The 22330-nt window shown below is 68.8% G+C and carries 22 protein-coding genes, 1 tRNA gene and 1 pseudogene; 14 read left to right on the top strand and 10 right to left on the bottom strand.

The annotated features are described in order from the left end of the window. The first annotated feature begins 26 nt into the window (after positions 1-26). Positions 27-704 (top strand): class I SAM-dependent methyltransferase, encoded by a 678-nt coding sequence (locus tag ABEA10_RS00815; RefSeq protein ID WP_345455912.1) that lies wholly within the window; start codon positions 27-29, stop codon positions 702-704. 10 nt (positions 705-714) lie between these two features. On the opposite strand, the gene ABEA10_RS00810 is transcribed toward ABEA10_RS00815, so the two are convergent. Beyond that, positions 715-1140, bottom strand: a complete 426-nt coding sequence (locus ABEA10_RS00810; RefSeq protein WP_345455909.1) for a PaaI family thioesterase — start codon at positions 1138-1140, stop codon at positions 715-717. 184 nt (positions 1141-1324) lie between these two features. On the opposite strand from ABEA10_RS00810, the gene ABEA10_RS00805 reads away from it, so the two are divergent. Continuing rightward, the gene (locus ABEA10_RS00805) at positions 1325-2200 is read left to right on the top strand and encodes an SDR family NAD(P)-dependent oxidoreductase (RefSeq protein ID WP_345455906.1); all 876 of its coding nucleotides are present in this window, start codon (positions 1325-1327) and stop codon (positions 2198-2200) included. A 9-nt stretch (positions 2201-2209) separates the two neighbouring features. Next, complete coding sequence (locus ABEA10_RS00800; RefSeq protein WP_345455903.1) at positions 2210-2719, top strand: MerR family transcriptional regulator; 510 nt, start codon at positions 2210-2212, stop codon at positions 2717-2719. 38 nt (positions 2720-2757) lie between these two features. Here the strand turns inward: ABEA10_RS00800 and ABEA10_RS00795 are convergent, their stop codons facing one another. From ABEA10_RS00795 to aceE, 3 genes are all read right to left on the bottom strand, one after another. Next, entirely contained in the window at positions 2758-3330 is a 573-nt protein-coding gene (locus tag ABEA10_RS00795) for a DUF732 domain-containing protein (RefSeq protein ID WP_345455900.1), read from the bottom strand. Positions 3331-3356: 26 nt separating this feature from the next. Then, positions 3357-3926: a DUF732 domain-containing protein gene (locus ABEA10_RS00790; protein WP_345455897.1), complete on the bottom strand. Its 570-nt coding sequence runs from the start codon at positions 3924-3926 to the stop codon at positions 3357-3359. Between the two features lie 238 nt (positions 3927-4164). Then, complete coding sequence (gene aceE / locus ABEA10_RS00785; protein ID WP_345455894.1) at positions 4165-6954, bottom strand: pyruvate dehydrogenase (acetyl-transferring), homodimeric type; 2790 nt, start codon at positions 6952-6954, stop codon at positions 4165-4167. Between the two features lie 274 nt (positions 6955-7228). Between aceE and ABEA10_RS00780 the strand changes: the two genes are divergently transcribed. From ABEA10_RS00780 to ABEA10_RS00760, 5 genes are all read left to right on the top strand, one after another. Further along, a complete protein-coding gene (locus ABEA10_RS00780) occupies positions 7229-7642 on the top strand; it encodes a secondary thiamine-phosphate synthase enzyme YjbQ (protein ID WP_329240141.1) in 414 nt (137 codons plus the stop codon). A gap of 149 nt (positions 7643-7791) precedes the next feature. After that, complete coding sequence (locus tag ABEA10_RS00775; protein ID WP_285581524.1) at positions 7792-8214, top strand: DUF3052 domain-containing protein; 423 nt, start codon at positions 7792-7794, stop codon at positions 8212-8214. A gap of 120 nt (positions 8215-8334) precedes the next feature. After that, positions 8335-8796 (top strand): peroxiredoxin, encoded by a 462-nt coding sequence (locus ABEA10_RS00770; protein WP_329240143.1) that lies wholly within the window; start codon positions 8335-8337, stop codon positions 8794-8796. A gap of 58 nt (positions 8797-8854) precedes the next feature. Continuing rightward, the gene (locus ABEA10_RS00765; protein ID WP_345455881.1) at positions 8855-9184 is read left to right on the top strand and encodes a hypothetical protein; all 330 of its coding nucleotides are present in this window, start codon (positions 8855-8857) and stop codon (positions 9182-9184) included. Between the two features lie 77 nt (positions 9185-9261). Continuing rightward, a tRNA-Val gene (locus ABEA10_RS00760) sits at positions 9262-9334 on the top strand. A 150-nt stretch (positions 9335-9484) separates the two neighbouring features. On the opposite strand, the pseudogene ABEA10_RS00755 reads toward ABEA10_RS00760, so the two are convergent. Beyond that, positions 9485-9673, bottom strand: a pseudogene (locus ABEA10_RS00755) (DNA cytosine methyltransferase); the annotation flags it as partial. Between the two features lie 135 nt (positions 9674-9808). On the opposite strand from ABEA10_RS00755, the gene ABEA10_RS00750 reads away from it, so the two are divergent. Genes ABEA10_RS00750 through ABEA10_RS00735 form a run of 4 tightly spaced genes read left to right on the top strand, consistent with a single transcriptional unit; the run spans position 9809 to position 13439 of the window. Beyond that, on the top strand, positions 9809-10738 hold the full coding sequence (locus ABEA10_RS00750; RefSeq protein ID WP_345455878.1) for an ABC transporter ATP-binding protein: 930 nt from the start codon (positions 9809-9811) through the stop codon (positions 10736-10738). Beyond that, entirely contained in the window at positions 10735-11550 is an 816-nt protein-coding gene (locus tag ABEA10_RS00745) for an ABC transporter permease subunit (RefSeq protein ID WP_345455875.1), read from the top strand. Before ABEA10_RS00750 ends, ABEA10_RS00745 begins: the two co-directional genes overlap by 4 nt. Positions 11551-11556: 6 nt before the next feature. Further along, complete coding sequence (locus tag ABEA10_RS00740; protein WP_345455873.1) at positions 11557-12783, top strand: sensor histidine kinase; 1227 nt, start codon at positions 11557-11559, stop codon at positions 12781-12783. After that, on the top strand, positions 12780-13439 hold the full coding sequence (locus tag ABEA10_RS00735) for a response regulator (RefSeq protein ID WP_345455870.1): 660 nt from the start codon (positions 12780-12782) through the stop codon (positions 13437-13439). Before ABEA10_RS00740 ends, ABEA10_RS00735 begins: the two co-directional genes overlap by 4 nt. A gap of 130 nt (positions 13440-13569) precedes the next feature. Here the strand turns inward: ABEA10_RS00735 and ABEA10_RS00730 are convergent, their stop codons facing one another. From ABEA10_RS00730 to ABEA10_RS00715, 4 genes are all read right to left on the bottom strand, one after another. Next, entirely contained in the window at positions 13570-14706 is a 1137-nt protein-coding gene (locus ABEA10_RS00730) for a glycosyltransferase (RefSeq protein WP_345455867.1), read from the bottom strand. Then, positions 14699-16156: a CDP-glycerol glycerophosphotransferase family protein gene (locus ABEA10_RS00725; protein WP_345455864.1), complete on the bottom strand. Its 1458-nt coding sequence runs from the start codon at positions 16154-16156 to the stop codon at positions 14699-14701. The genes ABEA10_RS00730 and ABEA10_RS00725 overlap by 8 nt, the downstream gene beginning before the upstream one ends. Positions 16157-16225: 69 nt before the next feature. After that, on the bottom strand, positions 16226-17554 hold the full coding sequence (locus tag ABEA10_RS00720; RefSeq protein WP_345455861.1) for a glycosyltransferase family 2 protein: 1329 nt from the start codon (positions 17552-17554) through the stop codon (positions 16226-16228). A 291-nt stretch (positions 17555-17845) separates the two neighbouring features. Next, entirely contained in the window at positions 17846-18937 is a 1092-nt protein-coding gene (locus ABEA10_RS00715; RefSeq protein ID WP_345455858.1) for a beta-galactosidase, read from the bottom strand. Positions 18938-19025: 88 nt separating this feature from the next. Between ABEA10_RS00715 and ABEA10_RS00710 the strand changes: the two genes are divergently transcribed. Together ABEA10_RS00710 and ABEA10_RS00705 are read left to right on the top strand one after the other, a co-directional pair. Next, positions 19026-20036: a LacI family DNA-binding transcriptional regulator gene (locus tag ABEA10_RS00710; RefSeq protein WP_345455855.1), complete on the top strand. Its 1011-nt coding sequence runs from the start codon at positions 19026-19028 to the stop codon at positions 20034-20036. 436 nt (positions 20037-20472) lie between these two features. Next, positions 20473-21447: a LacI family DNA-binding transcriptional regulator gene (locus tag ABEA10_RS00705; RefSeq protein WP_345455852.1), complete on the top strand. Its 975-nt coding sequence runs from the start codon at positions 20473-20475 to the stop codon at positions 21445-21447. Positions 21448-21460: 13 nt separating this feature from the next. Here the strand turns inward: ABEA10_RS00705 and ABEA10_RS00700 are convergent, their stop codons facing one another. Beyond that, positions 21461-22126 carry a DUF5005 domain-containing protein gene (locus tag ABEA10_RS00700; RefSeq protein WP_345455849.1) on the bottom strand — a complete coding sequence of 222 codons (666 nt, stop codon included), beginning with the start codon at positions 22124-22126 and terminating at the stop codon, positions 21461-21463. Positions 22127-22330: the final 204 nt, after the last annotated feature.

Here is a 22330-nt window from a genome sequence, read left to right as displayed (position 1 = left end):
GGTCCGGGACGAGGCGAGGAGGGCGCATGGCACCGGCGGCGTACGACGCGATCGCGGACTGGTACGAACAGGAGTTCCTCGGCGGCCGGGACGACTCCGACCCGATCGGGATCGATCAGGCCCTGCGCGACCTGCTCGGGCCGGGTTCGGGCACCTGCCTGGAGATCGGCTGCGGCACGGGCGTCCACGCGGCCACCGTCCGCTCGCTGGGCCGTACGCCGGTGGGGGTGGATCTGTCCGCGGGAATGCTCCGCCACGCCCGAGGCCGCCTGCCGGTCGCGCGGGGCGACGCCGAACGCGTGCCGGTCCGCAGCGGATCGCTCGGCTCGGTGATCGCCGTGATGGTCCACACGGACATGCCGGGCTATCCGGCCGTCCTCCGCGAGGCCGCGCGCGTGCTGCGGCCCCGCGGGGTGTTCGTGCACGTGGGGGTCCATCCGTGTTTCTGCGGGGGCTTCGCCGACCGCGCCGACCCCGCGGCGGTGGTGATCCGCCGGGGCTACGCCGACGGCCACTGGACCAAGGCCTCATGGACGGACCAGGGCGTACGCGACAAGGTCGGCGCCTCTCACTGGCCGCTGCCCGCCCTGCTGAACGCCTTCCTCGACGCCGGCCTGACCCTCGAACGCTTCACCGAGGGCGGCGAGCCGACCCCGGCCGTCCTGGCCGTACGGGCGCGGAAACCGCGAGAGTCGGCCGGCTGAGGCCCGGCCGCTATCGCGGTCCGAGGATCGACTTGGTGAGCTGGGCGCGGGCGATCGTGCGGTCCTCGGCCGTGGCGACCACGGACAGGAACGCGAGGCGCCGGGTGCGGCGGTCCACCTGGCCGCGGACCTCCACCCGGTCACCGTCCTTGGCCGCCGCGACGAGCTGGGTGGCGATCGCGTGCGTCACCGCGTCCTCCGACACCGACAGGCTCGGGAGCAGCGCCAGGTAGGCGGCCAGTTCCAGCACCGTGCCCAGGGCCGCCGCGTGGAGGGCGCCCCGGCCGTTGCTCGCCAGGCCGGCCACGACGAACCACGCGCCGGCGGCGGGGGCGTCCGGGTCGAGGAGCCGGGCGCCGAGGGAACGCTGCAGCGGGACCTCCAGGGCCTCCGCGGCGCGGGCGGCCAGAGCCGCGCCGGTCAAGAGTTCGGCCATCTCCCGATCCTGCCGCCTCCCGGCAAACCGGCGGTGTAGTCCCCTGGGCCGGCGAGCTACACGCCGGTGGCGCGTGACTCCGTGTCTCGGCCGTGGTGATCCAGCCGTCCTTGACCGTACGGGGAGCGGAAGGTCGGACGCCGCGCTTGCGTTCGAGCGCGCTCAAACTCCTAGCGTCTCCGGCATGACATCGCGATCAGGCAGTAAGCGGACATGGATCATTACCGGCGCGTCGGCGGGCTTCGGCCGTGCCATCGCCGAACGCGCCATCGGACAGGGGGACAACGTGGTGCTGGCCGTACGGCGGCCCGGGTCGGTGGCCGACCTCGCGGACGCCCACCGTGACCAGGTACTGGTCGCCGAGTTCGACGTGTGTGACACCGGGCGCGCCGGGGACCTCGTGCGTTCGGCGGCCGACCGGTTCGGCCGGGTGGACGTGCTGGTGAACAACGCCGGCCGCGGGGTGGTCGGCGCGGCCGAGGAGGTCGGCGAGGACGAGCTGCGCGCTTCCCTCGAACTGCACCTGGTGGGCCCGGCGGCGCTCGTACGGGCCGTCCTGCCGTTCTTCCGCGGCCAGGGGTCGGGCACGATCGTGCAGATGAGCAGCCAGGGAGGGCGCATCTCCTTCCCGGGCGTCGGGGCGTACTCCGCCGGCAAGTTCGCGCTCGAAGGCTGGTCGGAGGCGCTGGCCGGCGAGGTCGCGCCGTTCGGGGTGCGGGTGATGATCGTCGAGCCGAGCCGGTTCCGCACCTCGTTCAACGCGCCCGACGTGCTCCGGTTCGCCGGATCCAGCCCCGCGTACGCGGGAGTGCTGGAGGCCGTCCGCGGCGACATGGCCGGCGCCGACGGCGTGCAGGAGGGCGACCCGGTGCGGGCCGCGGAGATCATCGTGGACCTGGTCGCCGGTGACGAGCTGCCGCTGCGCCTTCCGCTCGGGCACGAGGCGGTCGAGCGCATCGGCCGGTCCTACCGGCGGGGCCTGGAGGAGCTCGAACGCTGGGCGCCGACCGCGCACGCCGCCGACTTCCCCGACGTCGCCGCGTCGGCCCGCCCGATCTAGGGTGATGACGTGGCCACCGATGATCTGATGTCCAGGGCACTGTCCGCACTCGACGAGGTAGACGGGCCGATGTCGGTCGAGGTGATCCACCGCCTCGTCGACGTGGGCGACGCGACCGAACCCATGACGATCACCGAGGTCGCCGACCTGCTCGGCATGTCACCGCACACGCTGCGCTACTACGAGCGGGTCGGCCTGGTCGAGGTCGGCCGCGACGCCTTCGGCCACCGCAGCTACGACGCGGACACGGTACGGAGACTGGTGTTCCTGACCCGCATGCGCCTGTCCGGAATGGCCATGCGCGACCTGCAGCACTATGTGCAACTGGTCGACGAGGGCGAGGAGACCGTCCCCGAACGCCTGGACATGCTGCTCGAACACCGCGACACGATCCGCCGGCAGCTCAAGGAACTCACCCTGTCCCTGGCCGCCACCGAATACAAGATCGCCACCTACGGCGGCCGCACCGGCTCGCCGCAGGACCGAGCCGGGCAACACGAGCAAGAACCCGATCGGTAGCCCGCTGAGAAGCGCCGCGAAGATCGGCCATCACGTCCCTAGCGCACTGCGCTGCCGCAGTTGTTGGTGTCGCTGGTATGCTGGTAAACCTGGAGCGCCGCCTGCGTAAAGGCGATCTTTTGCTGGGCGCTCATGCCGAATTCGCCCACCAGGAGCTCTTCCGTGTCGGGGCGGCTTGGCCCATTCCGGTCGCAAACCAGATAGATTATTCGCTGGGCAGTACTAACGGCCTGATCGTCCGAGATCACGGCTTTGGTGATCCCAGCAGCGCGAATTCTCTGCAGAAACATCGCGTCGTCACCAGAAGGCGAAGGCGATCGATTACCGAAATTAGATCCATTAATCAAACCGGCCGGCGCCACGGCCATGTCGTGAGTGAGCAGCGCTCCCCTCTCCGACGTTCCGACGCAGTGCCCTGCTTGGCTGTTCAGGCCCTCCGGAAATCCGGCCAGATAGCCTTGTTTGTAGCTATCCCAATAAGGTCCCGACCTGCCGGAAACCGGATCTGTCTCCTCGACGGACCCGCAGTGGCTCCTCCCCCAATCCAAGCCGTCGGCATAACCTTTTTGGTAACCGTCCTCGTAGGGAGTGCCATTGGCCTCTTGCGCCACTACAGCACTCGTCAGAGCTCGCACGCCTAAATCTCGTATGCGGCTATTGCCGCCGCCTCGAACGCGTCGACATGTTCGTCGTACACCCCGAAGTTACGAATGACACGAGCCATGTCGTCAGCGCTGGCGTTCGACGAGTCCATCCTGGCGACTTCATTCGCCGTCTCAACGGCCTCCTGGTCCGGCGCGATGATGCCCGCTCGATGAATGCCCTGCAGAAACGCCGCATCCTGCCCATACGAACCGTATGCGGCTGTCGCTGCCGCCTCGAACGCGTCGACATGTTCGTCATACACCCCGAAGTTACGAATGACACGAGCCATGTCGTCAGCGCCGGCATTCGACGAGTCCATCCTGGCGACTTCATTCGCCGTCTCAACGGCCTCCTGGTCCGGCGCGATGATGCCCGCTCGATGAATGCCCCGCAGAAACGAACTGTCGGTGCCGAGGCGAGTCTGCGAATCGTGCCTCGTGGACCCGATGGCCGGTGCAGATCCAAGCATCGGCGCAGTAGACCCTGCCGCCGCGACGACCGTTATGACCAACGCGACGACAATGCCGATCAGCGCTGTATTGAGTCCCGTCTTGGTTCGCATCGCACTAGTCCCTTTTCAAGGGCCGACCGGCTCCGACGATCAGTCGCCGGACGCTCGGCTTCGGCGTGACGCGCTGATACCCCCATCTGAACGCGACGCGCCGAAAGGACGTCCACAGGGATGACGTCCTTTACCCGAAGGACCTAAGTCGCCGCAGAGCCCCTCGACCGGCCCTGGACGGGGCGTGGGCATGACAGCGGGGCGCCCCCGAGGGGGCGCCCGCTGATGACGCTCCGGCTCAGCCGGGAGTCGTCATCGAGTCGGTGGTGGTCTCCGCCGGGGTCTTGTCCGCGCCGACCACGACGTCCGCGCCCTCGCCCAGTTGGTAGCGCTCGATCGCGCGTTGCAGGACCTCCTGCTTGACCTCGCCGAGGCGGGCCAGGCGCGTCAGCACCGCGAGGGTGATGGACGCCGCGTCCACGTGGAAGAAGCGGCGGGCGGCGGCGCGGGTGTCGGAGAAGCCGAACCCGTCCGTGCCCAGTGACGCGTAGTCGCCCGGCACCCACTGCGCGATCTGGTCGGGGACCGCGCGCATGAAGTCGCTCACCGCCACGATCGGCCCCGGCTGGCCGTCCAGGACGCGAGTCACGTACGGCACGCGCTGGTCGGCCTCGGGGTGCAGGAGGTTCCACTCGTCGGCGGCGATGGCCTCGCGGCGCAGCTCCGTCCACGACGTGGCGGACCACACGTCGGCGGCCACGCCCCACTCCTCGGCCAGCATGCGCTGCGCCTCCAGGGCCCAGCGGACGCCGACGCCCGACGCGAGGATCTGCGCGCCCGGCGCCTCGCCCTCGACGTCCGGCGCCTCGGCGTAGCGGTAGAGGCCCTTGAGCACGCCGTCCACGTCGAGGTTCGCCGGCTCGGCGGGCTGCTGGTACGGCTCGTTGTAGAGCGTCAGATAGTAGAAGATGTTCTCGCCCTGCGGGTGCTCCTCGCTGGAGCCGTACATGCGCCGCAGCGCGTCCTTGATGATGTGGGACAGCTCGAACGCCCAGGCCGGGTCGTAGTAGACGCACGCCGGGTTGGACGAGGCCAGCAGCGGCGAGTGACCGTCGTTGTGCTGGAGTCCCTCGCCGGTCAGGGTCGTACGGCCCGCCGTGGCGCCCAGCAGGAAGCCGCGGCCCATCTGGTCGCCCAGCGCCCAGATGCTGTCACCGGTGCGCTGGAACCCGAACATCGAGTAGAAGATGTAGACCGGGATCATGTGCACGCCGTGCGTGGCGTACGCGGTGCCCGCGGCGATCGCCGAGCCCATCGCGCCTGCCTCGCTGATGCCCTCGTGCAGCATCTGGCCGTGCTCGGACTCCTTGTACGACAGCAGCAGCTTGCGGTCGACCGCCTCGTACGTCTGGCCGTACGGGGAGTAGATCTTCGCGGACGGGAACAGCGAGTCCATGCCGAAGGTGCGGTACTCGTCCGGCGCGATGGGCACGAACCGGGCGCCGATGTCCTCGTTCTTGATCAGGTCCTTGAGCAGCCGGACGAACGCCATCGTCGTGGCGACGTTCTGCTTGCCCGAGCCCTTCTTCAGCTCGGCGTACACCGGGTCGCCGGGCAGCTTGAGGGCCTTGGCGCGGTTGACGCGCTTGGGCAGGTAGCCGCCGAGCGCCATGCGCCGCTCGCGCATGTACTGGATCTCGTCGGAGTCCTCGCCCGGGTGGTAGTACGGCGGCAGGTCCGCCTCGAGCGCCGAGTCGGGGATCTCCAGGTAGAGCCGGTCGCGGAACTCCTTCAGCTCGGCCTTGGTGAGCTTCTTCATCTGGTGCGTCGCGTTGCGCGCCTCGAAGTCGGGCCCGAGCGTCCAGCCCTTGATGGTGTGGGTGAGGATCACGGTCGGCTGGCCGACGTGCTCACGCGCGGACTTGAACGCGGCGTACAGCTTGCGGTAGTCGTGGCCGCCGCGCGACAGCTTGCGGATGTCGTCGTCGGTCATGTGCTCGACCATCTTGCGCAGCCGCGGGTCGTCGCCGAAGAAGTGCTCGCGGATGTAGTCGCCGGTCTCGACGGAGTAGGTCTGGAACTGGCCGTCCGGCGTGGTGTTCATCTTGTTGACGAGCACGCCGTCGACGTCCTGGGCGAGCAGCGGGTCCCAGTCGCGGCCCCAGATGACCTTGATGACGTTCCAGCCGGCGCCGCGGAAGTACGACTCCAGCTCCTGAATGATCTTGCCGTTGCCGCGTACGGGGCCGTCGAGCTGCTGGAGGTTGCAGTTGATGACGAAGGTCAGGTTGTCGAGCTCCTCGCGGGCGGCCAGGCCGATCGCGCCGAGCGACTCCGGCTCGGCCATCTCGCCGTCGCCGAGGAACGCCCACACGTGGGAGCGCGAGGTGTCCTTGATCTTGCGGTTGTACAGGTAGCGGTTGAACCGCGCCTGGTAGATCGAGTTGATCGCGGTGAGCCCCATGGAGACCGTTGGGAACTCCCAGAACTCCGGCATCAGCCGCGGGTGCGGGTAAGAGGACAGGCCCCCGCCGGGGTGGGAGATCTCCTGCCGGAAGCCGTCGAGGCTCTCCTGCGGCAGGCGCCCCTCCAGGAACGCGCGCGCGTAGATGCCCGGCGCCGCGTGGCCCTGGATGAAGACCTGGTCGCCGGACTCGCCGTGGTCCTTGCCGCGGAAGAAGTGGTTGAAGCCCACCTCGTACAGCGAGGCGGCCGAGGCGTACGTCGCGATGTGGCCGCCGACGGAGAGCTCGGGGCGGTTCGCCCGCGACACCATGATCGCGGCGTTCCACCGGATGTACGCGCGGATGCGGCGCTCGACGTACTCGTCGCCGGGGAACCACGGCTCCCGCTCGGGCGAGATCGTGTTGATGTAGTCGGTGCTGCGGAGGCCGGGCACGCCCACCTGCTGTTCACGCGCGCGCTCCAGGAGGCGCAGCATGAGGTAGCGGGCACGGCTGCGGCCCTCCGTCTTGATGACGGTGTCGAGCGACTCCAGCCACTCCCGGGTCTCATCGGGGTCGATGTCCGGGAGCTGACTGGGGAGGCCGTCGCTGATGATCGAAAAGCGCTGGCGTCCGGAAGCCACGGGGTCCCCTTCTCACTCACCCAGGTGCAGGTCTGGATCGTCGGTGTCCAGACCATCGTCGTACGTCGTGCCCGTTAACGCATCTCTACCCCCGGGTAACCGTAGTGCCCGCGCTCCCGGCACGCTCGTCACGCCGTGTGGAGAGCCCGTACTCAGGGGATACCCGCCCTCAGGAGGTGAAACGACCATCGCGATCGGAACCGGATCGATCTTTGCGAGACCGCACCCGTACGGCTTGTGCGGACAGGCTTGTGCGGGCAGGTAGACAGAGCACATGAGAACTGAAGTGATCCGTGTGGCCACCGGTAGCCGGGAGACCGTTCAGGACATCACCGGTGAGTGCGAGGACTTCCTCGGCCGGACCGGCGCGGGCGACGGGCTTTTGCACATCTTCGTCCCCCATGCGACGGCCGGAATCGCGCTGATCGAGCTGGGTTCGGGCAGCGACGTGGACCTGCTCGACGCGATGCGCGCGCTTTTGCCCAAAGACGACCGGTGGACCCATTCCCATGGGTCACTCGGGCACGGCAGGTCACACGTCATGCCGGCCCTCGTTCCGCCGTACGCCACCATTCCCGTCGTGGGGGGAAAGATGGCCCTCGGGACCTGGCAATCAGTGGCCGTTGTCGACCTCAACGTGGACAATGTCGTGCGCAACGTACGGCTCAGCTTCATTGACGGCGGTTGACACAGGTGGACGGGTTTGCTCACATGCGGGCAAGACACTTGCGCGCGGGGTGGTCCGGCGTGTGAACTGTCCGGCAATGCCGCACCTCACGAGCGGCAGACAATGATCATCGTGGCCCGGCATGCGGCCCCGACACAGGGAGGACGTTCGTGAGCGCGACCGCGGGTCAGGCGCAGAGCAGCCTGGCCGAACGGCTCGGTATCAAGCCGAGCCAGGTGGTGCAGGAGATCGGCTACGACGACGACTGCGACGAAGAGCTGCGCAGCTCCATCGAAGAGGTCTCGGAGAACGAGCTGGTCGACGAGGACTACGACGACGTGGTCGACGTCGTGCTGCTGTGGTGGCGCGACGACGACGGTGATCTGTTCGACGCTTTGTCCGACGCGCTCACCACGTTGGCGGACGGCGGCCACATCTGGCTGCTGACGCCGAAGGCCGGGCGCGACGGCCACGTGGAGCCCAGCGACATCGGCGAGGCCGCCCAGACGGCCGGCCTGTCGCAGACGAGCAGCATCAGCGCGGCCCGCGAGTGGTCCGGCACCCGCCTGGTGACGCCCAAGGCACGGCGTTGACCCACCTCGCACGCGGGGATCGTCATCACTCGCGGGATCCGCGAGTCTCCTGACCGTCTCTTCGGCACCGGGTGGCAGACTGGCGCTTGCGTCCGAAAATCCGTGGAGAGGTTACAGAACATGGCGATTGAGGTAGGCCAGGCCGCACCGGACTTCGAGCTGAAGGACCAGCACGGCACGCCGGTGAAGCTCTCGGAGTTCAAGGGGAAGAAGACCGTCGTCCTGGTCTTCTATCCGCTGGCGTTCAGCGGCATCTGCACCGGGGAGCTCTGCACGATCCGCGACGAGCTCCCGACGCTCGGCGGCGACGACGTCCAGGTCCTGGCGGTCTCGGTCGACTCGGTCTTCACCCACCGCGCCTGGGCCGAGAAGGAGGGCTATGAGTTCCCTCTGCTCTCGGACTTCTGGCCGCACGGCGGGGTGGCCAAGGCGTACGGGATCTTCAACGAGGACGCGGGCCTCGCCCAGCGCGGCACGTACATCATCGACAAGGACGGCGTGGTCCGGTGGAAGGTCGAGAACGCCATTCCGGACGCCCGTGACATCGACGAGTACCGCAAGGCGCTCGCCGAAATCTCGTAGTCTCCTGCGGCCGGGCCCGCCCAAGGCGGGCCCGGCCCCGGACACTCTGGAGGGGACCATGCCCTGCTATCGCTGCGGGGCCCGGCAGACCGACCCGACCCGCGGCGCGAGCCCCTGGAAACGCGCGGTCCGCGACGAGCGTCAGGTCCTGGTCTGCCCCCGATGCCAGGCCATCGACGGCTGGACCGCCGACCTGGACCACTGCACGGCCTGCCACTCATCGACCCTGGTCTGCCGCCTCGGCGAGATCGAGTGCCGCGCCTGCGGCCACGTACGCACCGCCGAACGCACCGGAGACAACCTGGTCACCTCCGAAGCCCCCGGCCTGTCAGAGGAGGTAGAGGCGGCCCTGAGCCGCGTCCTCCACCGAAGAGCCGCCCCCACCTGACCCCCGGAAGGCCGCTCGGTTTGCCAGGCAGGCCGTTGATTTCGGTAGGCTTTCCCGGTCGCCGGAACTCCGGCAGCGGGCGCATAGCTCAGTGGTTAGAGCACTGGTCTTACAAACCAGGAGTCGCTGGTTCGAATCCAGCTGTGCCCACGTCTTGATCAACATGCGAAACGGCGCCTGACCTGCGGCTACGCGGTCAGGCGCCGTTTGCGTGATGTTCGGTTGTCTGCGGCTGTCACCCCGCAGGTCGTACGGTCGGCGGGCGAGCGGAGACTCATACTGCTGGTCGATGAACATCCGCTCGCGGCGGTGGGGCGCTCCGACATCCGCGGCGCGTAGGCCCATCAATGCCGTGTCGTACTCGAGTGCGGCCAGGTCCGCCAGAACGGTGGCGAGTCCGCGGGTGCGGAGGGCGGCCACGTTCTCCAGCAGGACGAGTCGGGGTCGTAGCAGAGTGGGCAGCGACACCTCGACGTGGTCCCGCTCCATCCCGCGATGTACCTGTACATCGGCCGGTGTACCTTCGCCACCTGCCGGAATCGTCCGGGCGGGCGACGAATGTGCCCGAGGCGACGCCCTAGCGTTCTCCCTGAGTACGCCCCTCAATCTTCCAAGGAACCGATGATGATCGAGGCCAAGGCCCTGACCAAGCGGTACGGCGACAAGATCGCGGTGAACGACCTGTCGTTCACCGTCAAACCCGGGGTCGTCACCGGGTTCCTGGGCCCGAACGGCGCGGGAAAGTCCACGACGATGCGTATGATCCTCGGCCTGGACCGGCCGACCTCCGGTTCGGTGACCGTCAACGGCCGGCCGTACGCCGGCCACGCGGCGCCACTGCACGAGGTCGGCGCCCTGCTGGAGGCCAAGGCCATCCACACGGGCCGGACCGCCTACAACCACCTGCTCGCGCTCGCCGCGACCACCGGCATTCCCCGGGGCCGGGTCGATGAGGTCATCGATCTGGTCGGCCTGCGCGATGTCGCCCGCAAGCGCGTCGGCGGCTTCTCTCTCGGCATGGGCCAGCGTCTTGGGATCGCGTCGGCGCTGCTGGGCGATCCCAGGACGCTGATTCTCGACGAGCCGGTCAACGGCCTGGATCCGGAGGGCATCCTGTGGATCCGTAACCTGCTCAAGGATCTGGCCGCCGAGGGACGCGCCGTCTTCGTCTCCTCCCACCTGATGAGCGAGATGGCATTGACCGCCGAGCACCTCATCGTCATCGGCCGGGGGAAGCTGATCGCCGACACCTCCGTCACCGAGTTCATTGAGCGCGCCTCCGCCGGCCGGGTCAAGGTCCGCTCTCCCCAGGCGGCGCGGCTGCGCGACCTGCTGGCGGGCCCGGACGTAACGGTGGCGGACATCGCAGAGGGCACCCTGCTCGTCAGCGGGCTGACCAGCGATCAGATCGGCATGATCGCCGGGGACAACGGCGTCACGCTGTTCGAGCTGGCGCCGCAGCAGGCCTCGCTGGAAGAGGCGTTCATGGAGCTGACCGGCGAGTCCGTCGAGTACCGGGCCCCTGCCCGCACCGCAGAAAGGTCCGCGGCATGACCACCGCCACCACCCCCCTTCGGACCGGCAGGGTCACCCAGCTGCGCGTCCTGAACTCCGAGTGGATCAAGCTCAGGACCCTGCGCTCCACCTTCTGGTCGCTGTTCGCCGCGGTCGTCGCGACCATGGGCCTCGGGATGCTCTTCAGCTGGGGCTTTGCCAGCCGCCTCAGCGACCACGCCCGGCCGATCGAGCATGCCGCGACCATGGCGGTGACCGTGCCGCTCCGGCCGTACGTCATCGCCCAGCTCGCCGTGGGCGTGCTCGGCGTCATGGTGATCACTGGCGAGTACTCCACCGGGATGATCCGCGCCACCCTGTCCGCGGTCCCCGGCCGGCTCCCCGTGCTGTGGGCCAAGGCCGTGGTGTTCAGCGTGGTGGTCCTGGTCCTGATGGAGATCGTGTCATTCGTGACCTTCCTCGGCGGCGAGGCGATCCTGTCCTCCCAGCACGTCCAGGCCACGCTCTCCTCGCCGCAGGCGCTGCGGATCGTCGCCGGGGTGGGGTTCTACCTCACGGTCGTCGGCCTCCTCGGCACCGCGCTCGGCGCCATCATCCGCAGCACCGCCGGCGCCATCGCCGCGCTGTTCGGCATCCTGCTGGTGCTCCCGGTCCTCGGCGAGGTCCTCAACCTCACGTCCTGGGGCAGGCACATCACGCCGTACCTGCCGAGCAACGCGGGCGGCGACCTGCTCACCAACGCGCCCGAGCCGGGATCGCTCGGCCCGTGGACGGGGTTCGGGGTCTTCGTTCTCTACACCGCCATCGCGATGGCGGTGGCAGCGTACCTGCTCAAGCGCAGGGACGCCTGACCCTCGATGATCGGCTCTTCGCCCGAGTCCGGCCCCGGCGCGCTCGTCGCGCGCTGGGGCCCTCGCCTGCGTACGCTCGCCGGACGGCATCCCGCCGCCGTCGACAGCGGGTTCGCGCTCGCCGTGCTTCTGCTCGGGGTACCTCACCTGTTCCGGGAGCCGCCGAAGCAGCCTCTTCTCGGCTGGGGGCTACAGATCGCGCTGCTCGTGCCGCTGATCTGGCGGCGACGCGCGCCGTTCACGGCCTTCAGCGTGGTCGCGGCGCTGGCGTTCGCTCAGTGGCTCGGCGGAGTGCTCCTGTCGACCGGGGACGTCGCCGTGCTCATCGCGCTGTACTCGGTCGCGGCCCACTCGACGCTGCGGCGGCTGCTCGTCGCGGCGGGCATCGTGGAACTCGGCGTCGCGATGGCCACCGTTCAGTGGGCGCCGCCGGGCCACTTGCAGAAGGTCTTCGTCCTGTTGTCCGGGATGACCACGGCCGCCGCCGTCATCGGGCTGAACATGCGCACGCGCCGCGCCTATCTGGCGTCGCTGGAGGACCGCGCCGCCCGCCTCGAGAAGGAACGCGACCAGCAGGCCCAGATCGCTGCGGCAGAGGAACGCGCGCGGATCGCCCGCGAGGTCCACGACATCGTCACCCACAGCCTGTCGGTCATGGTCGCCCTCACCGACGGCGCCGCCTACGCCCTTCCGGTCGCACCCGAGCGGGCCGCCGACGCCGTGTCCAAGTCGTCGGAGATCGGGCGTCAGGCCATCGCGGAGATGCAGCGCGTCCTGGAAGTACTTCGCCAGGACACCCCCTCCGCCGGTCTACGGCGCCCGCAGCCGGGGCTGGGCCAGTTCGACGCGTTGCTCACCGAGGTCCGGGCCGCGGGGCTCCCGGTGGAGTTCGTGGTCACCGGGCAGCCGCCCGCCATGGCCTCCGGGGCCGAACTCACCATCTACCGTCTCGTCCAGGAGGCGCTCACCAACGTCCGGAAGCACACCCCGCCGGGGACCAGTGCCCGGGTACGGCTCGAATACACCGCGGAGCATGTGGAGATCGAGATCACCGATGATGGGCGGCCGACCGTCGGCGTTCCGGCGGGGCGGCGGCGCATCGGCCACGGCATCGCCGGGATGCGCGAGCGCGTCGCGGTCTACGGCGGCCGGTTGCAGGCCGGTCCGCTGCCCGACGGCGGCTGGCGGGTCCACGCGCGCTTCGAACCGTCCCAGCCGGCGAACGCCCGATGATCAACGTTCTCCTCGTCGACGACCAGCCGCTGCTCCGCATGGGCTTCCGGCTGGTGCTGGAGACACAGCCCGACATCGCCGTCGTCGGTGAGGCCGGCGACGGCGCCGAGGCCCTCGCTCAGGTGACCTCGCTCGGCCCCGACGTGGTGCTCATGGACGTACGGATGCCGGGCATGGACGGCATCGAGGCCACCGAGCGGATCACCCGCGACCACGCGGGCTCGCGCGTTCTCATTCTCACGACGTTCGACCTCGACGAGTACGCGTTCGCCGCCCTCCACGCCGGTGCCGCCGGTTTCCTGCTCAAGAACGTCCAGCCCGCCGAACTCATCGCGGGCATCCGTACGGTCGCCGCCGGCGACGGCGTCGTCGCGCCCCGGCTCACCCGGGTGCTCATCGAGACGTTCACCCGCCGGAACCCCGCACGGCCCGGCTCGGCCGACGATCCGCGTCTCGACCTGCTCACCGACCGGGAGCGCGAGGTGCTGATCGAGATGGCCAAAGGGCTCTCCAACGCCGAGATCGCCACCGAACTCGGGCTGTCCGAGGCGACTGTGAAGACACACGTCAGCCGCATCCTCCCCAAACTCGGCCTACGCGACCGCGTCCAGGCGGTCGTACTGGCCTACCAGACCGGACTGCTGCGACCGCCATAAACGACCCGGTAACGCCAGGCCCGACCATCCGTCGGCCTTCAGGTCTGGCGCAGGAGACCACGGCGGCGGAGCCTCCCGCGACCATGCCCAGGAACGCCGTGGCACGGCGTCCGGCCGATGCCGGACGGCATCAGTCGACCGATGTCCGGTCAGCGCGCTCGGTCACGAGCGTGAACGTCCGTTCCCAGCGGTCGACGACGATGTCCGGGGCGTATCTGCGGACCGAGGCGCGGGCCGCTTCCCCGAACGAGTCGCGCAGGTGCTCATCGTCCATGAGGCGTTCCAGCGCGGCGGCGAAGGCGGTCACGTTTCCCGGCGTCGCCACCAGACCGTCGTGCCCGTCGGTGAGCAGCTCCCGTACGCCCGGCGCGCAGTCGAAGGCGACGGTCGGTAGTCCGTACGCCATCGCCTCGATGATCGACATCGGGAAGCCCTCCTCCCGCGAGGACAGCGCGAAGATCGATGCGCCGGTCAGCGCGCCCTCCAGGTCGGAGGTCGGGCCGGGAAACTCCACACTCGCCGCGACGCCGAGCTCGGCCGCCCGTCGTCGCAGCGCGTCCTCCTCCGGGCCCGAGCCGTACAGGCGCAGCCGCCACGACGGGTAGCGAAGGGCGATCTCGGACCACGCCTCGAGCAGCATGTCCTGCCCCTTCTCGAACGACAGCCGCCCGAGCCGTACGACCACCGGATCGGTCCGCGGGGAGACCGCCGCCGGTTCGACATGGAGTGGGTTGGGCATGGCGGCGGCATTCGACATGTCGTCGAAGGCCCAGGCGTCGGCGTCGGCCTGCGTGAGCGCGAGCAGCCGGTCGGCCCGCGCGAAGTAACGCTTGACCCGCCGGTAACGCGAGGACTGCCGGGTCGCGGCGTACGACTCATGGCTCATGCCGATCACCGGCATGCCCGCGGTGTCAGCGCACGCGACCCACTCCATCGCCCAGACCTGCGCGGCGATGACGATGCCGCCCGGTGCTGCGGTGCGGAACAGCGCGCTCAGCCGCGCGGCGCCGCGGCGGACCATGGCACGGTGCGCGAGCCGGGATGCGGCCCCGCGGCGCGGCCTGGGCCGACGCTCGTGCAACACGGTGACGGCGTACGGCGGGTTCTCGCCGTAGTCGTGAGCCCGGTCCGCACGGGTGACGCCGACGAGATGGACGCGATGCTCCCGCTCGGTGAACAGGCGGGCGATGTGGTGGGCCCAGCGCTGCAGGCCGCCGAGCTCGTCCACGTTGTTGCACACGATGAAGATGTCGCGGGCCTCAGCCACGGGGGCCTCCGGAGAAGAAGCGTTCGACGATGGCCTTGACGGCGGTGCCGGTGTCGTACTCACCGAACCGCTCGACGAACCGGCGTCGCCGATCGGCGTGGTCACGATGGACGCGATCGAGATCGGTGAGGGCGGCGAACAGCCCGTCCTCGTCGCGGACCACCGGCCCGGGCGCCTGCTCGGCGAGATCGAAGTACGTGCCCCGTCGGAGGATGTATTCGTCGAGGTCGGGCGTGTAAAAGATCATCGGGCGGTCGCGGAGCGCGTAGTCGAACATGACCGAGGAGTAGTCGGTGACCAGGGCGTCGGCGAGCAGCAGCAGCGGCGTGACGTCGTGTACGCCGCCCACGTCGATGACGGTGCCGCGCAGTCCGGGAGGCACCACGGCCGTGCTCAGGTAGTGCGAGCGAACGAGGAGCACGTGGGAGTCACCGAACTCGCGGGCGAAGCGTTCGAGGTCGAACGGCGACGAGAAGCGCGGGGCCGGCCGGTCGTTCTCGTCTGCCCGGAACGTGGGTGCGTACAGCACGACGGTACGGGTGTCGTCCGCGAGCCCCAGGCTCTTCCGCAGCGCGGCCGTCTCTTCCGGGTCGCCGCCGTTCACCAGCGGGTCGTTGCGCGGGTATCCGGCCCGCGTCATCGGCGCTGTCACGCCGAGCCCCGTGGCCAGTGTCCGGACGTCGTGCTCGGACCGTACGAGGAAATGGTCGAACCGGTCGGCCATCTGGCGCCGGCGTACGTGCTCGGCCCAGGTGCTCTGCTTGACCGAGGGTTCGTCGAAGCCCATCCGTTTGTACGCCGAGCCATGCCAGGTCTGGATGTAGGTGGTCTGGCGGCGTTTGGTGAGTCCGGCCGGGAAGCCCTGGTTGTCGACCCAGTACTCGGCCCGGGCAAGGGCGCGGTAGTACGCCCACGACCCTCGCCGGACCAGCGTCGCCTCGGCGGGAAAACCCTGCTTGCTCGTGCTGTAGGACCAGATCGCCCGGTGCGGTGTGCCGCGCTCGCGCAGTTCTCGGTAGATGTACTTTGGATTGTCGGAGTACTGGGCACCGAGGTGGCTCTCGAACACGACAGTGCCCTTCTTGACCGGAAGCCGGACAAGAACCCGGTTGAAGATCATGATCTTCGTAGCGCGGCCGGTCAGCCGTTTGACCAGCATTTTCTCGGCACGGATAAGGAATCGCCATACCTCGACGCCGAGGTTCGTACGGACAAGCCCGCGCAGCAGGGGCAGGACGGTCCGGGCGGGAAAGCGGCGACCGACGATACGGAACGCGAGCTCGCCCGAGTCGGCGACGTACGCCTCCAGGTGGTCGCCGACGACACGGGTCAGCCGTGGCCGTATCGGCACCACGACGTCCTCGTGGGCGGTCCATGGAGAGGTCACGCGAACGCTGACCGTGGCGTCGCCGGCATCCACGCGCAGCCAGAGTCCCCAGGTCTGGTCCACCAGGCCGATCGGCCGTATGGCGCGGGCGGGCGTGAAGCCGGCCCGCCAGCCGATCCGGTCACCGTCATGTCACAGCGTCACCGGGACGCGGAAGGCACGCCCCTTCCTGCGGCGATCTCGGATCTCCAGCTTCCCGGCGAGCTCTACGGTGGCATCGATCCGGCCCAGCGGGTTGATGAAGTCGCCGGTGAGGAGAAGTTCGCGCCCCGCCTGCCGCGCTTCGGTCAGCCGGCCGCCGAGAGTGAGTGTGCCGAGCGGCGCGGAGTGGATACCCAGATCGGTGACGTCGAGAATCCGGCGGCCCACCTCCGCGCCGAGGTAGGTGCCAGACCAGTAGATCCGCCCGTCGCGCTCGACCGGGCTGAGCGACAGCGTCGGCGCGCCGCCCTTCCTCGGCACGTGGTCGGCCGCCGCCATCGCCGCACGCAAATCGCCCTGCACGATCAGATAGCCGGCGATCGCCATCATCGGGTTGCACTCCTCGAAGACCGCGCTGTCCATCGTCTCGAGGTACGCCTGAGCCAGGTCGAGGAAGGCCTGGCGATACTCCGGGTCGCGGCTGCGCAGCTCACGGAGGTAGAGCAGCAGGTCGTGATTGAGAAACTTAACGTTCTTGTGCTTGATGAGCTCCGTGGCACCGCGAAGCCGGAAGGTCACGTCGATCCGCCGGTGGATCTCCAGCCGGTCGGCGAAGTTGCGCAGCTCGGATCGGCGGTGCGTTATCGAAAGGGTCTCGCCACGCGGCACGACGATCCAGTTGTAGACCCGGTGCGGGATGATCGCGATCTTCCGCGCGCCGGCATAGGCCTGCGCGCTGAACAGCAGGTCCTCATAGTGGAGCCGGTCGACGAACCGCAGGTCCTCACGATCAAGGAACTCGCGCCGATAGCACTTGTTGGTCGAAAGGGTGTCATAGAGCAGGTCGGGTTCATCCGAGATGCTCGTGAGGACTCGAGACTCGCGGTACAGGGACGGGTACCAGTTCTGCTCACGTTCTGGCTGCACGCGGACGCAACGCCCGGAGACCAGATCGGCGCCGGTCTCCTCGGCAGCGGTGACGAGGTTCCGGCAAGCGTGCGGATCGAGCGTGTCGTCGCTGTCGAGGAACATCACGTACCGGCCGTTCGCGTGATCCATTCCGACGTTGCGCGGCCGGCCACAACCGCCGGAGTTCTCGGGCAGCGTGACCACCCGCACGCGGTCGGGCCGGGCGGCGGCCAGCCGCGCCGCCACCCGTGGGGTCGCATCGGTGCTGGCGTCGTCGACGATCACGATCTCGACTCCGGACAGCGACTGATCCAGCGCCGATTGGACCGCGCGAGCCAGGCGGCCCGCATCGTTATAGACGATGACGATGATCGTCACATCGGGTTCTGAAACCAACAGGCTCACACTCATCGCCCCGATTCGAGAGGGGTTGCGACTATTGCGGTAGTACGACCGCGAACGTAGTAGTGCGAGGGTTACCTAGAGGCAAACCGCAGATGATCCGGCGGCACCACAGGACGGCGAAGGTGCAGGCGGCGGGCGGCGGGCGGCGGGCGGCAACGGTAGCCAGACCGTGATCATCCGGTATCCGAGCACCGCCCCGACGGCCACCGCCGAGGAAGCGCCCGCGGCGGCCAATCCCGCGGCCAGTGCCACGCAGACAGCGATCGACCGTACGGCTCATCGGCCCTCAACAAGACCTCATGCCAGGACCCCTAGTCCTTGACGGGCCCCAGATCGAGGTCGGCCACGAACCGGACCGCGGCGGCCGGTGCGGTGTCGAGCTCGAGGACGTCCAGGGTGTTCTCCCCGCCCCGTACGAGTACGGGACCGGGGACGAACAGGGGTTCGCTGCGGTCCGCGCGACCAGTACCTCCCGAGGCAGAACCCGTTGACCCACGCGACTCCCTTGCCCAGCGTGGAGACGTCGAGGAACCGGTCGCGCGCGTCCTCGGCCTCGAACGTGCCCACCGCGACGGTCAGCGCCGGGAGCGACCGGGATTCGACGAGCGCGTCGTCGCGAGGGAGCGCGATCACGTCATCCGCGTCGAGCGCGACCGTCTCCCAACCCGTCACCGGTGAGCCGTCGACGCGGACGCCGCCGATGACGCCCTTGTCCTCACCCAGGCGGGGACCGTAGTTCACGCGGCCCTGGTCCTCGACGACGAGGAGCAACTCCCGGGTGACCGGCGGCAGCGTGAGCACGGTCGCGCGGTCCTCGCGCTGGAGCACGCCGACACAGTGCCCGTCGACGAGGACGTGCACACGGTCACGGACCTCGCCCACGGTGAGGACCGACGCCGACGGGTGCCGTAGACGGGCCCGGTGGAGGACGTACGCGGCGTCGTCGCGCGTCTCCGCGAAGGTCGGCACGGTGTGGGTCGGCGCGACGGGCATCGTCGTGAACGCCATCTCGGGGAAGGAACCGGCGGGAGTCAGCCGGACCTCCCCGGTCGGCGCCGGCTCGGCGGCGTCCGGCACCTCGTCGGGCACCGTGGTGTACTTCGCCAGGACCTCTCGGTAGGCCCAGTACTTCGCGGTCGGCCACCCGGCCTCGTCGAGCGGCGCGTCGTAGTCGTACGTCGTGGCGATGGGCTGGTACACGCCCCGGTCGTTCGCGCCGTTCGTCAGGCCGAAGTTGGTGCCGCCGTGGAACATGTAGAGGTTGACCGACGCGCCGGTGCCGAGCAGGGCGTCCAGGTCGGCGGCGGACTCCTCGGCGGACGTCGTGTGGTGGTACGTGTCCGACGACATGAGCGGTCCGGTCGGCTGGTGCAGGCGCAGAGTGCGCATTCGCTCCGGATGAGCACGCGTTCAATTGGAAGGTTTGAGATGACGACAGGGAATGGTCCTGAACCGCCGAAGCGGCGGAAGGGATCTCGTGCGCCCGTCGGCAACACGACAGATCGCGCAGATCGCGCAGGCCGCCGCCGTCAGCGAAGCCACCGTCAGCCGGATCATCAACCGCAAGTACGGCGTCTCCCCGGCCACCCGGCAGGCGGTGGAGAAAGCGCTGAAGCAGGTGGGCTACGAACGCCCCCTCGACAACCGGCTCGTCGTCATGCTCACCCCCAACCTGAAGAACCCGATCTTCGCCCTCCAGGCCGAACGCGTCGAGAACGAGCTCAATCCGTACGGACTGACGACGATCATCTGCCCCGTATACCCGGGCACGCCGCGAGAACGGGACTACGTCGAGTCGCTCGTCGACGCGGGCGTCGCCGCGATCGTCTTCCTGTCCTCGAGCAACACCCTCCGGGACGAAGACCACCGCGTCGTGCAGTTCGTCGAGTCACGCGGCATCCCGTACGTGAGCATCAACGGTGGTTTCCCCGAGACCGAGGCTCCGGTCGTCTCCACCGACGACTGGCGCGCCGCCGAGCCGGCGATCGGACACCTGCACGACCTCGGGCACCGGAGGATCGGCCTCCTCGCCGGACCGACCGGCAACCTCCCGGCCGACCGCCGAGTCGAGGGATTCCTGCGGGCCCTGGACCGCCGCGGCGTCGACAACTCCGAAGAGTTCGTCGTGCGCCAGCACTTCAACATCGAGGGCGGTCAGCAGGCCGCGACCACACTGCTCGCCCAGGGGGTGACCGGCATCGTGGCCTCCAGCGACGAGATGGCCTTCGGCGCGTACCGGGCCGCGGAGCGCGCCGGGTTGAGTGTGCCGAAGGACATCTCGGTCGTGGGATATGACGACTCGCCCGTACTCGACTTCATCGGGCCCCCGCTCACGACGGTCCGGCAGCCGATCGAGCGCATCGCGAAGAATGTCGCACGCATCGTCACGTCGCTGATCTCGAACCGGACCGTCGCCACCGAGGAGATCCTCATCGAACCGGAGCCGCGGCTACGGGGGTCGACGGCCCCCGTGGCGATCGGCACCTGATTCCAGGCCGACGATGTTCGGAGCCCTCGGCAGCACCGGTCAAACCGCGTGCCCTACCAGGCCGGTCCCAGGTCGGCGGACAGCCACCGGTCCACGCGTCACCAGAGCGAGACAACGTTGTCATCGACAGAAGCATCGTCGTGATCCTCTTGCGGCCGAGGCTCTTTCCCTCCCGGTCGTGCCCATGGTGGCGGAGAAGCGGCTCTGACCTGGCGATCTGGGGGGCGGAACTCGCCAGGCCACTCGACCGTTGACCCTTCGAGTGGACGGACGATGGACGAGGCATGGCTGATAACGATGTCTCCCCTAGGCGGCCTATGCTGTCGGGCAGCCGTCGACCGCCGAAGTTCGGGACGACGAACAGGGCTGAGCGATCTCTGGCAGAAGGGCTCTGGTGGACAAGCAGGACAGGCCGCGCAGGCCGACGATCTCAGATGTGGCTGCCGCCGCCGGAGTCAGCCCGAAGACGGTGTCCCGTGTCATCAACAACGAGCCGGGCGTGCGCGCCGAACTGGCCGACCAGGTGCTCGCGGCGGTCAGCAAGCTCGGGTTTCGCCGCAACACCATGGCCAGCTCACTGCGCTCCGGCGGGCAGACCGCGACCATCGGGCTGATCATCGAGGACCTGGCCAACCCGTTCTACTCCACGATCGCGGCGACGGTGGCCAACATCGCGCGCACCCACGACACCCATCTGATCACCGTCAGCTCCGAAGAGAACCCCGAGCTGGAACAACGTCAGTTCCTCCAACTGTGCCAGCGCCGAGTGGACGGCATGATCATCGTGCCCGCCGGCTCCGACCACTCCTACACCCGACCCGAGGTCGAGATGGGCATGCGGATGGTTTTCCTGGACCGTCCCCCGTCGGGCATCCTGGCCGACAGCGTTGTCATCGACAACGCGGCGGGTGCTCGGGCCGGCATCGTGGACCTGCTGAAGGACGGACACCGCCGTATCGGAGTCGTCATCGACTCCCCGGTCATCTACACCGCACGTGAACGGCTGGCCGGCGTGCGCTCGGCGCTGGCCGAGGCGGGCATTCCCTATGACGACGCACTGGTCAGGGTCGGCGTCACGAACCCCGATGAGGCCGCCCACGCCGTCGCCACCATGCTCGACGGCGTCGACCCGCCCACCGCCTTCTTCACCGGCAACAACCGGAGCACCATCGGCGCGATCCAGGAGCTGTACCGCCGCGACAGCGACGCCGCGCTGCTGGGCTTCGACGACTTCGAACTGGCCACACTGATGCCGCGCCCGCTGACCGTGATCGCCTACGATGTGCAGGAACTCGGCCGCGCCGCCACCCTCCGGCTGTTCGAGCGGATCGGTGGCGACACGTCCTGGCCGTCGGAGACCGTGATCCCCACTCATCTGGTGCAGCGTGGCGTCCAGCTCCTGAAGTCCTGACGCTCTCAGTGCCCTACCGCGCGAAGCGCAGGTCGAGGAAGCGGGCGCGGTTGTTGTTGATGTTCGCGTACAGGTCGTCGATCTTCTGGCTGTTGACGTTGTAGGAGATCACCAGCTCGCCGGGGCGACTCAGTTCCGGGTGCGCTGCGATGTTGTACGGCGCGTAGATGTCGCCGCCGCCCTCGGGGGCCGTGTACACGTCGGTCCGATTCGTGAATGGACCGACGGGTGTCGGCGCGGTCGCCACGTAGATGTCGTGACCGAGATAGGCGTCGGATGTGGTGAGGACGTAGTAGCCGTTCACCTCGGTAACGCTGTACGAGGCCCCGACGTTGTCGGTCACGCGCGCCGACCCGGTCGGGTCGTTCGACCAGCCGGAGCCGGTGTCGGTCCTGACCCATTTGAAGTTCCACGGCGGCGGGTCGTCCGTGGGGACCTGGGCGTACTCGAACAGTCGCAGCTCGCCACCGTCCATGATGCCGTCGCCGTTCCAGTACCAGGTGTCGTTCGTCCCCGAGGGATCCCACGGCGGCGCCGACGGCGTCTCGCCGATGAGCGACTGCGGTGCGTCGTGCGTCCCTCCGGTCAACGTGGTCTCGGGAAGCCCGTCACGTCCGGCCAAGACGATGGTGTTGTGGACGAAGCCCGCGTCTTTCGGCAGGCTTTCGTCGGCGTTCACCGGGCCGAGGAAGGTGTCGTTGAGGAGCCATGCGACGCGCCCGCCCGGCAGCGTCGCCGAATACGTGCCGTCCGAGGCCGCCCAACCGCGATGATTGGTCCAGCCCCCGCCGCTGTCACCGAACGCACGCCAGAATGAGCGGGCCGGCCACCATGCGGCATGGAATCGTCTCCTGACTCTTCATACGATCACACGGCATGACCT

This window comes from Actinoallomurus oryzae (assembly GCF_039541955.1).
Taxonomy (GTDB): Bacteria; Actinomycetota; Actinomycetes; order Streptosporangiales; family Streptosporangiaceae; genus Actinoallomurus; species Actinoallomurus oryzae.
The sequence above is the reverse complement of the archived record's forward strand: the minus strand, read 5'-3'. Positions and strand labels throughout refer to the sequence as shown.

Coding starts and splice junctions, on each gene's coding strand:
- ABEA10_RS00815 (WP_345455912.1), top strand. CDS start 27: ATGGCACCGGCGGCGTACGACGCGATCGCGGACTGGTACGAACAGGAG.
- ABEA10_RS00810 (WP_345455909.1), bottom strand. CDS start 1,140: ATGGCCGAACTCTTGACCGGCGCGGCTCTGGCCGCCCGCGCCGCGGAG.
- ABEA10_RS00805 (WP_345455906.1), top strand. CDS start 1,325: ATGACATCGCGATCAGGCAGTAAGCGGACATGGATCATTACCGGCGCG.
- ABEA10_RS00790 (WP_345455897.1), bottom strand. CDS start 3,926: ATGCGAACCAAGACGGGACTCAATACAGCGCTGATCGGCATTGTCGTC.
- ABEA10_RS00780 (WP_329240141.1), top strand. CDS start 7,229: ATGAGAACTGAAGTGATCCGTGTGGCCACCGGTAGCCGGGAGACCGTT.
- ABEA10_RS00770 (WP_329240143.1), top strand. CDS start 8,335: ATGGCGATTGAGGTAGGCCAGGCCGCACCGGACTTCGAGCTGAAGGAC.
- ABEA10_RS00765 (WP_345455881.1), top strand. CDS start 8,855: ATGCCCTGCTATCGCTGCGGGGCCCGGCAGACCGACCCGACCCGCGGC.
- ABEA10_RS00750 (WP_345455878.1), top strand. CDS start 9,809: ATGATCGAGGCCAAGGCCCTGACCAAGCGGTACGGCGACAAGATCGCG.
- ABEA10_RS00745 (WP_345455875.1), top strand. CDS start 10,735: ATGACCACCGCCACCACCCCCCTTCGGACCGGCAGGGTCACCCAGCTG.
- ABEA10_RS00740 (WP_345455873.1), top strand. CDS start 11,557: ATGATCGGCTCTTCGCCCGAGTCCGGCCCCGGCGCGCTCGTCGCGCGC.
- ABEA10_RS00735 (WP_345455870.1), top strand. CDS start 12,780: ATGATCAACGTTCTCCTCGTCGACGACCAGCCGCTGCTCCGCATGGGC.
- ABEA10_RS00720 (WP_345455861.1), bottom strand. CDS start 17,554: ATGAGTGTGAGCCTGTTGGTTTCAGAACCCGATGTGACGATCATCGTC.
- ABEA10_RS00715 (WP_345455858.1), bottom strand. CDS start 18,937: ATGCGCACTCTGCGCCTGCACCAGCCGACCGGACCGCTCATGTCGTCG.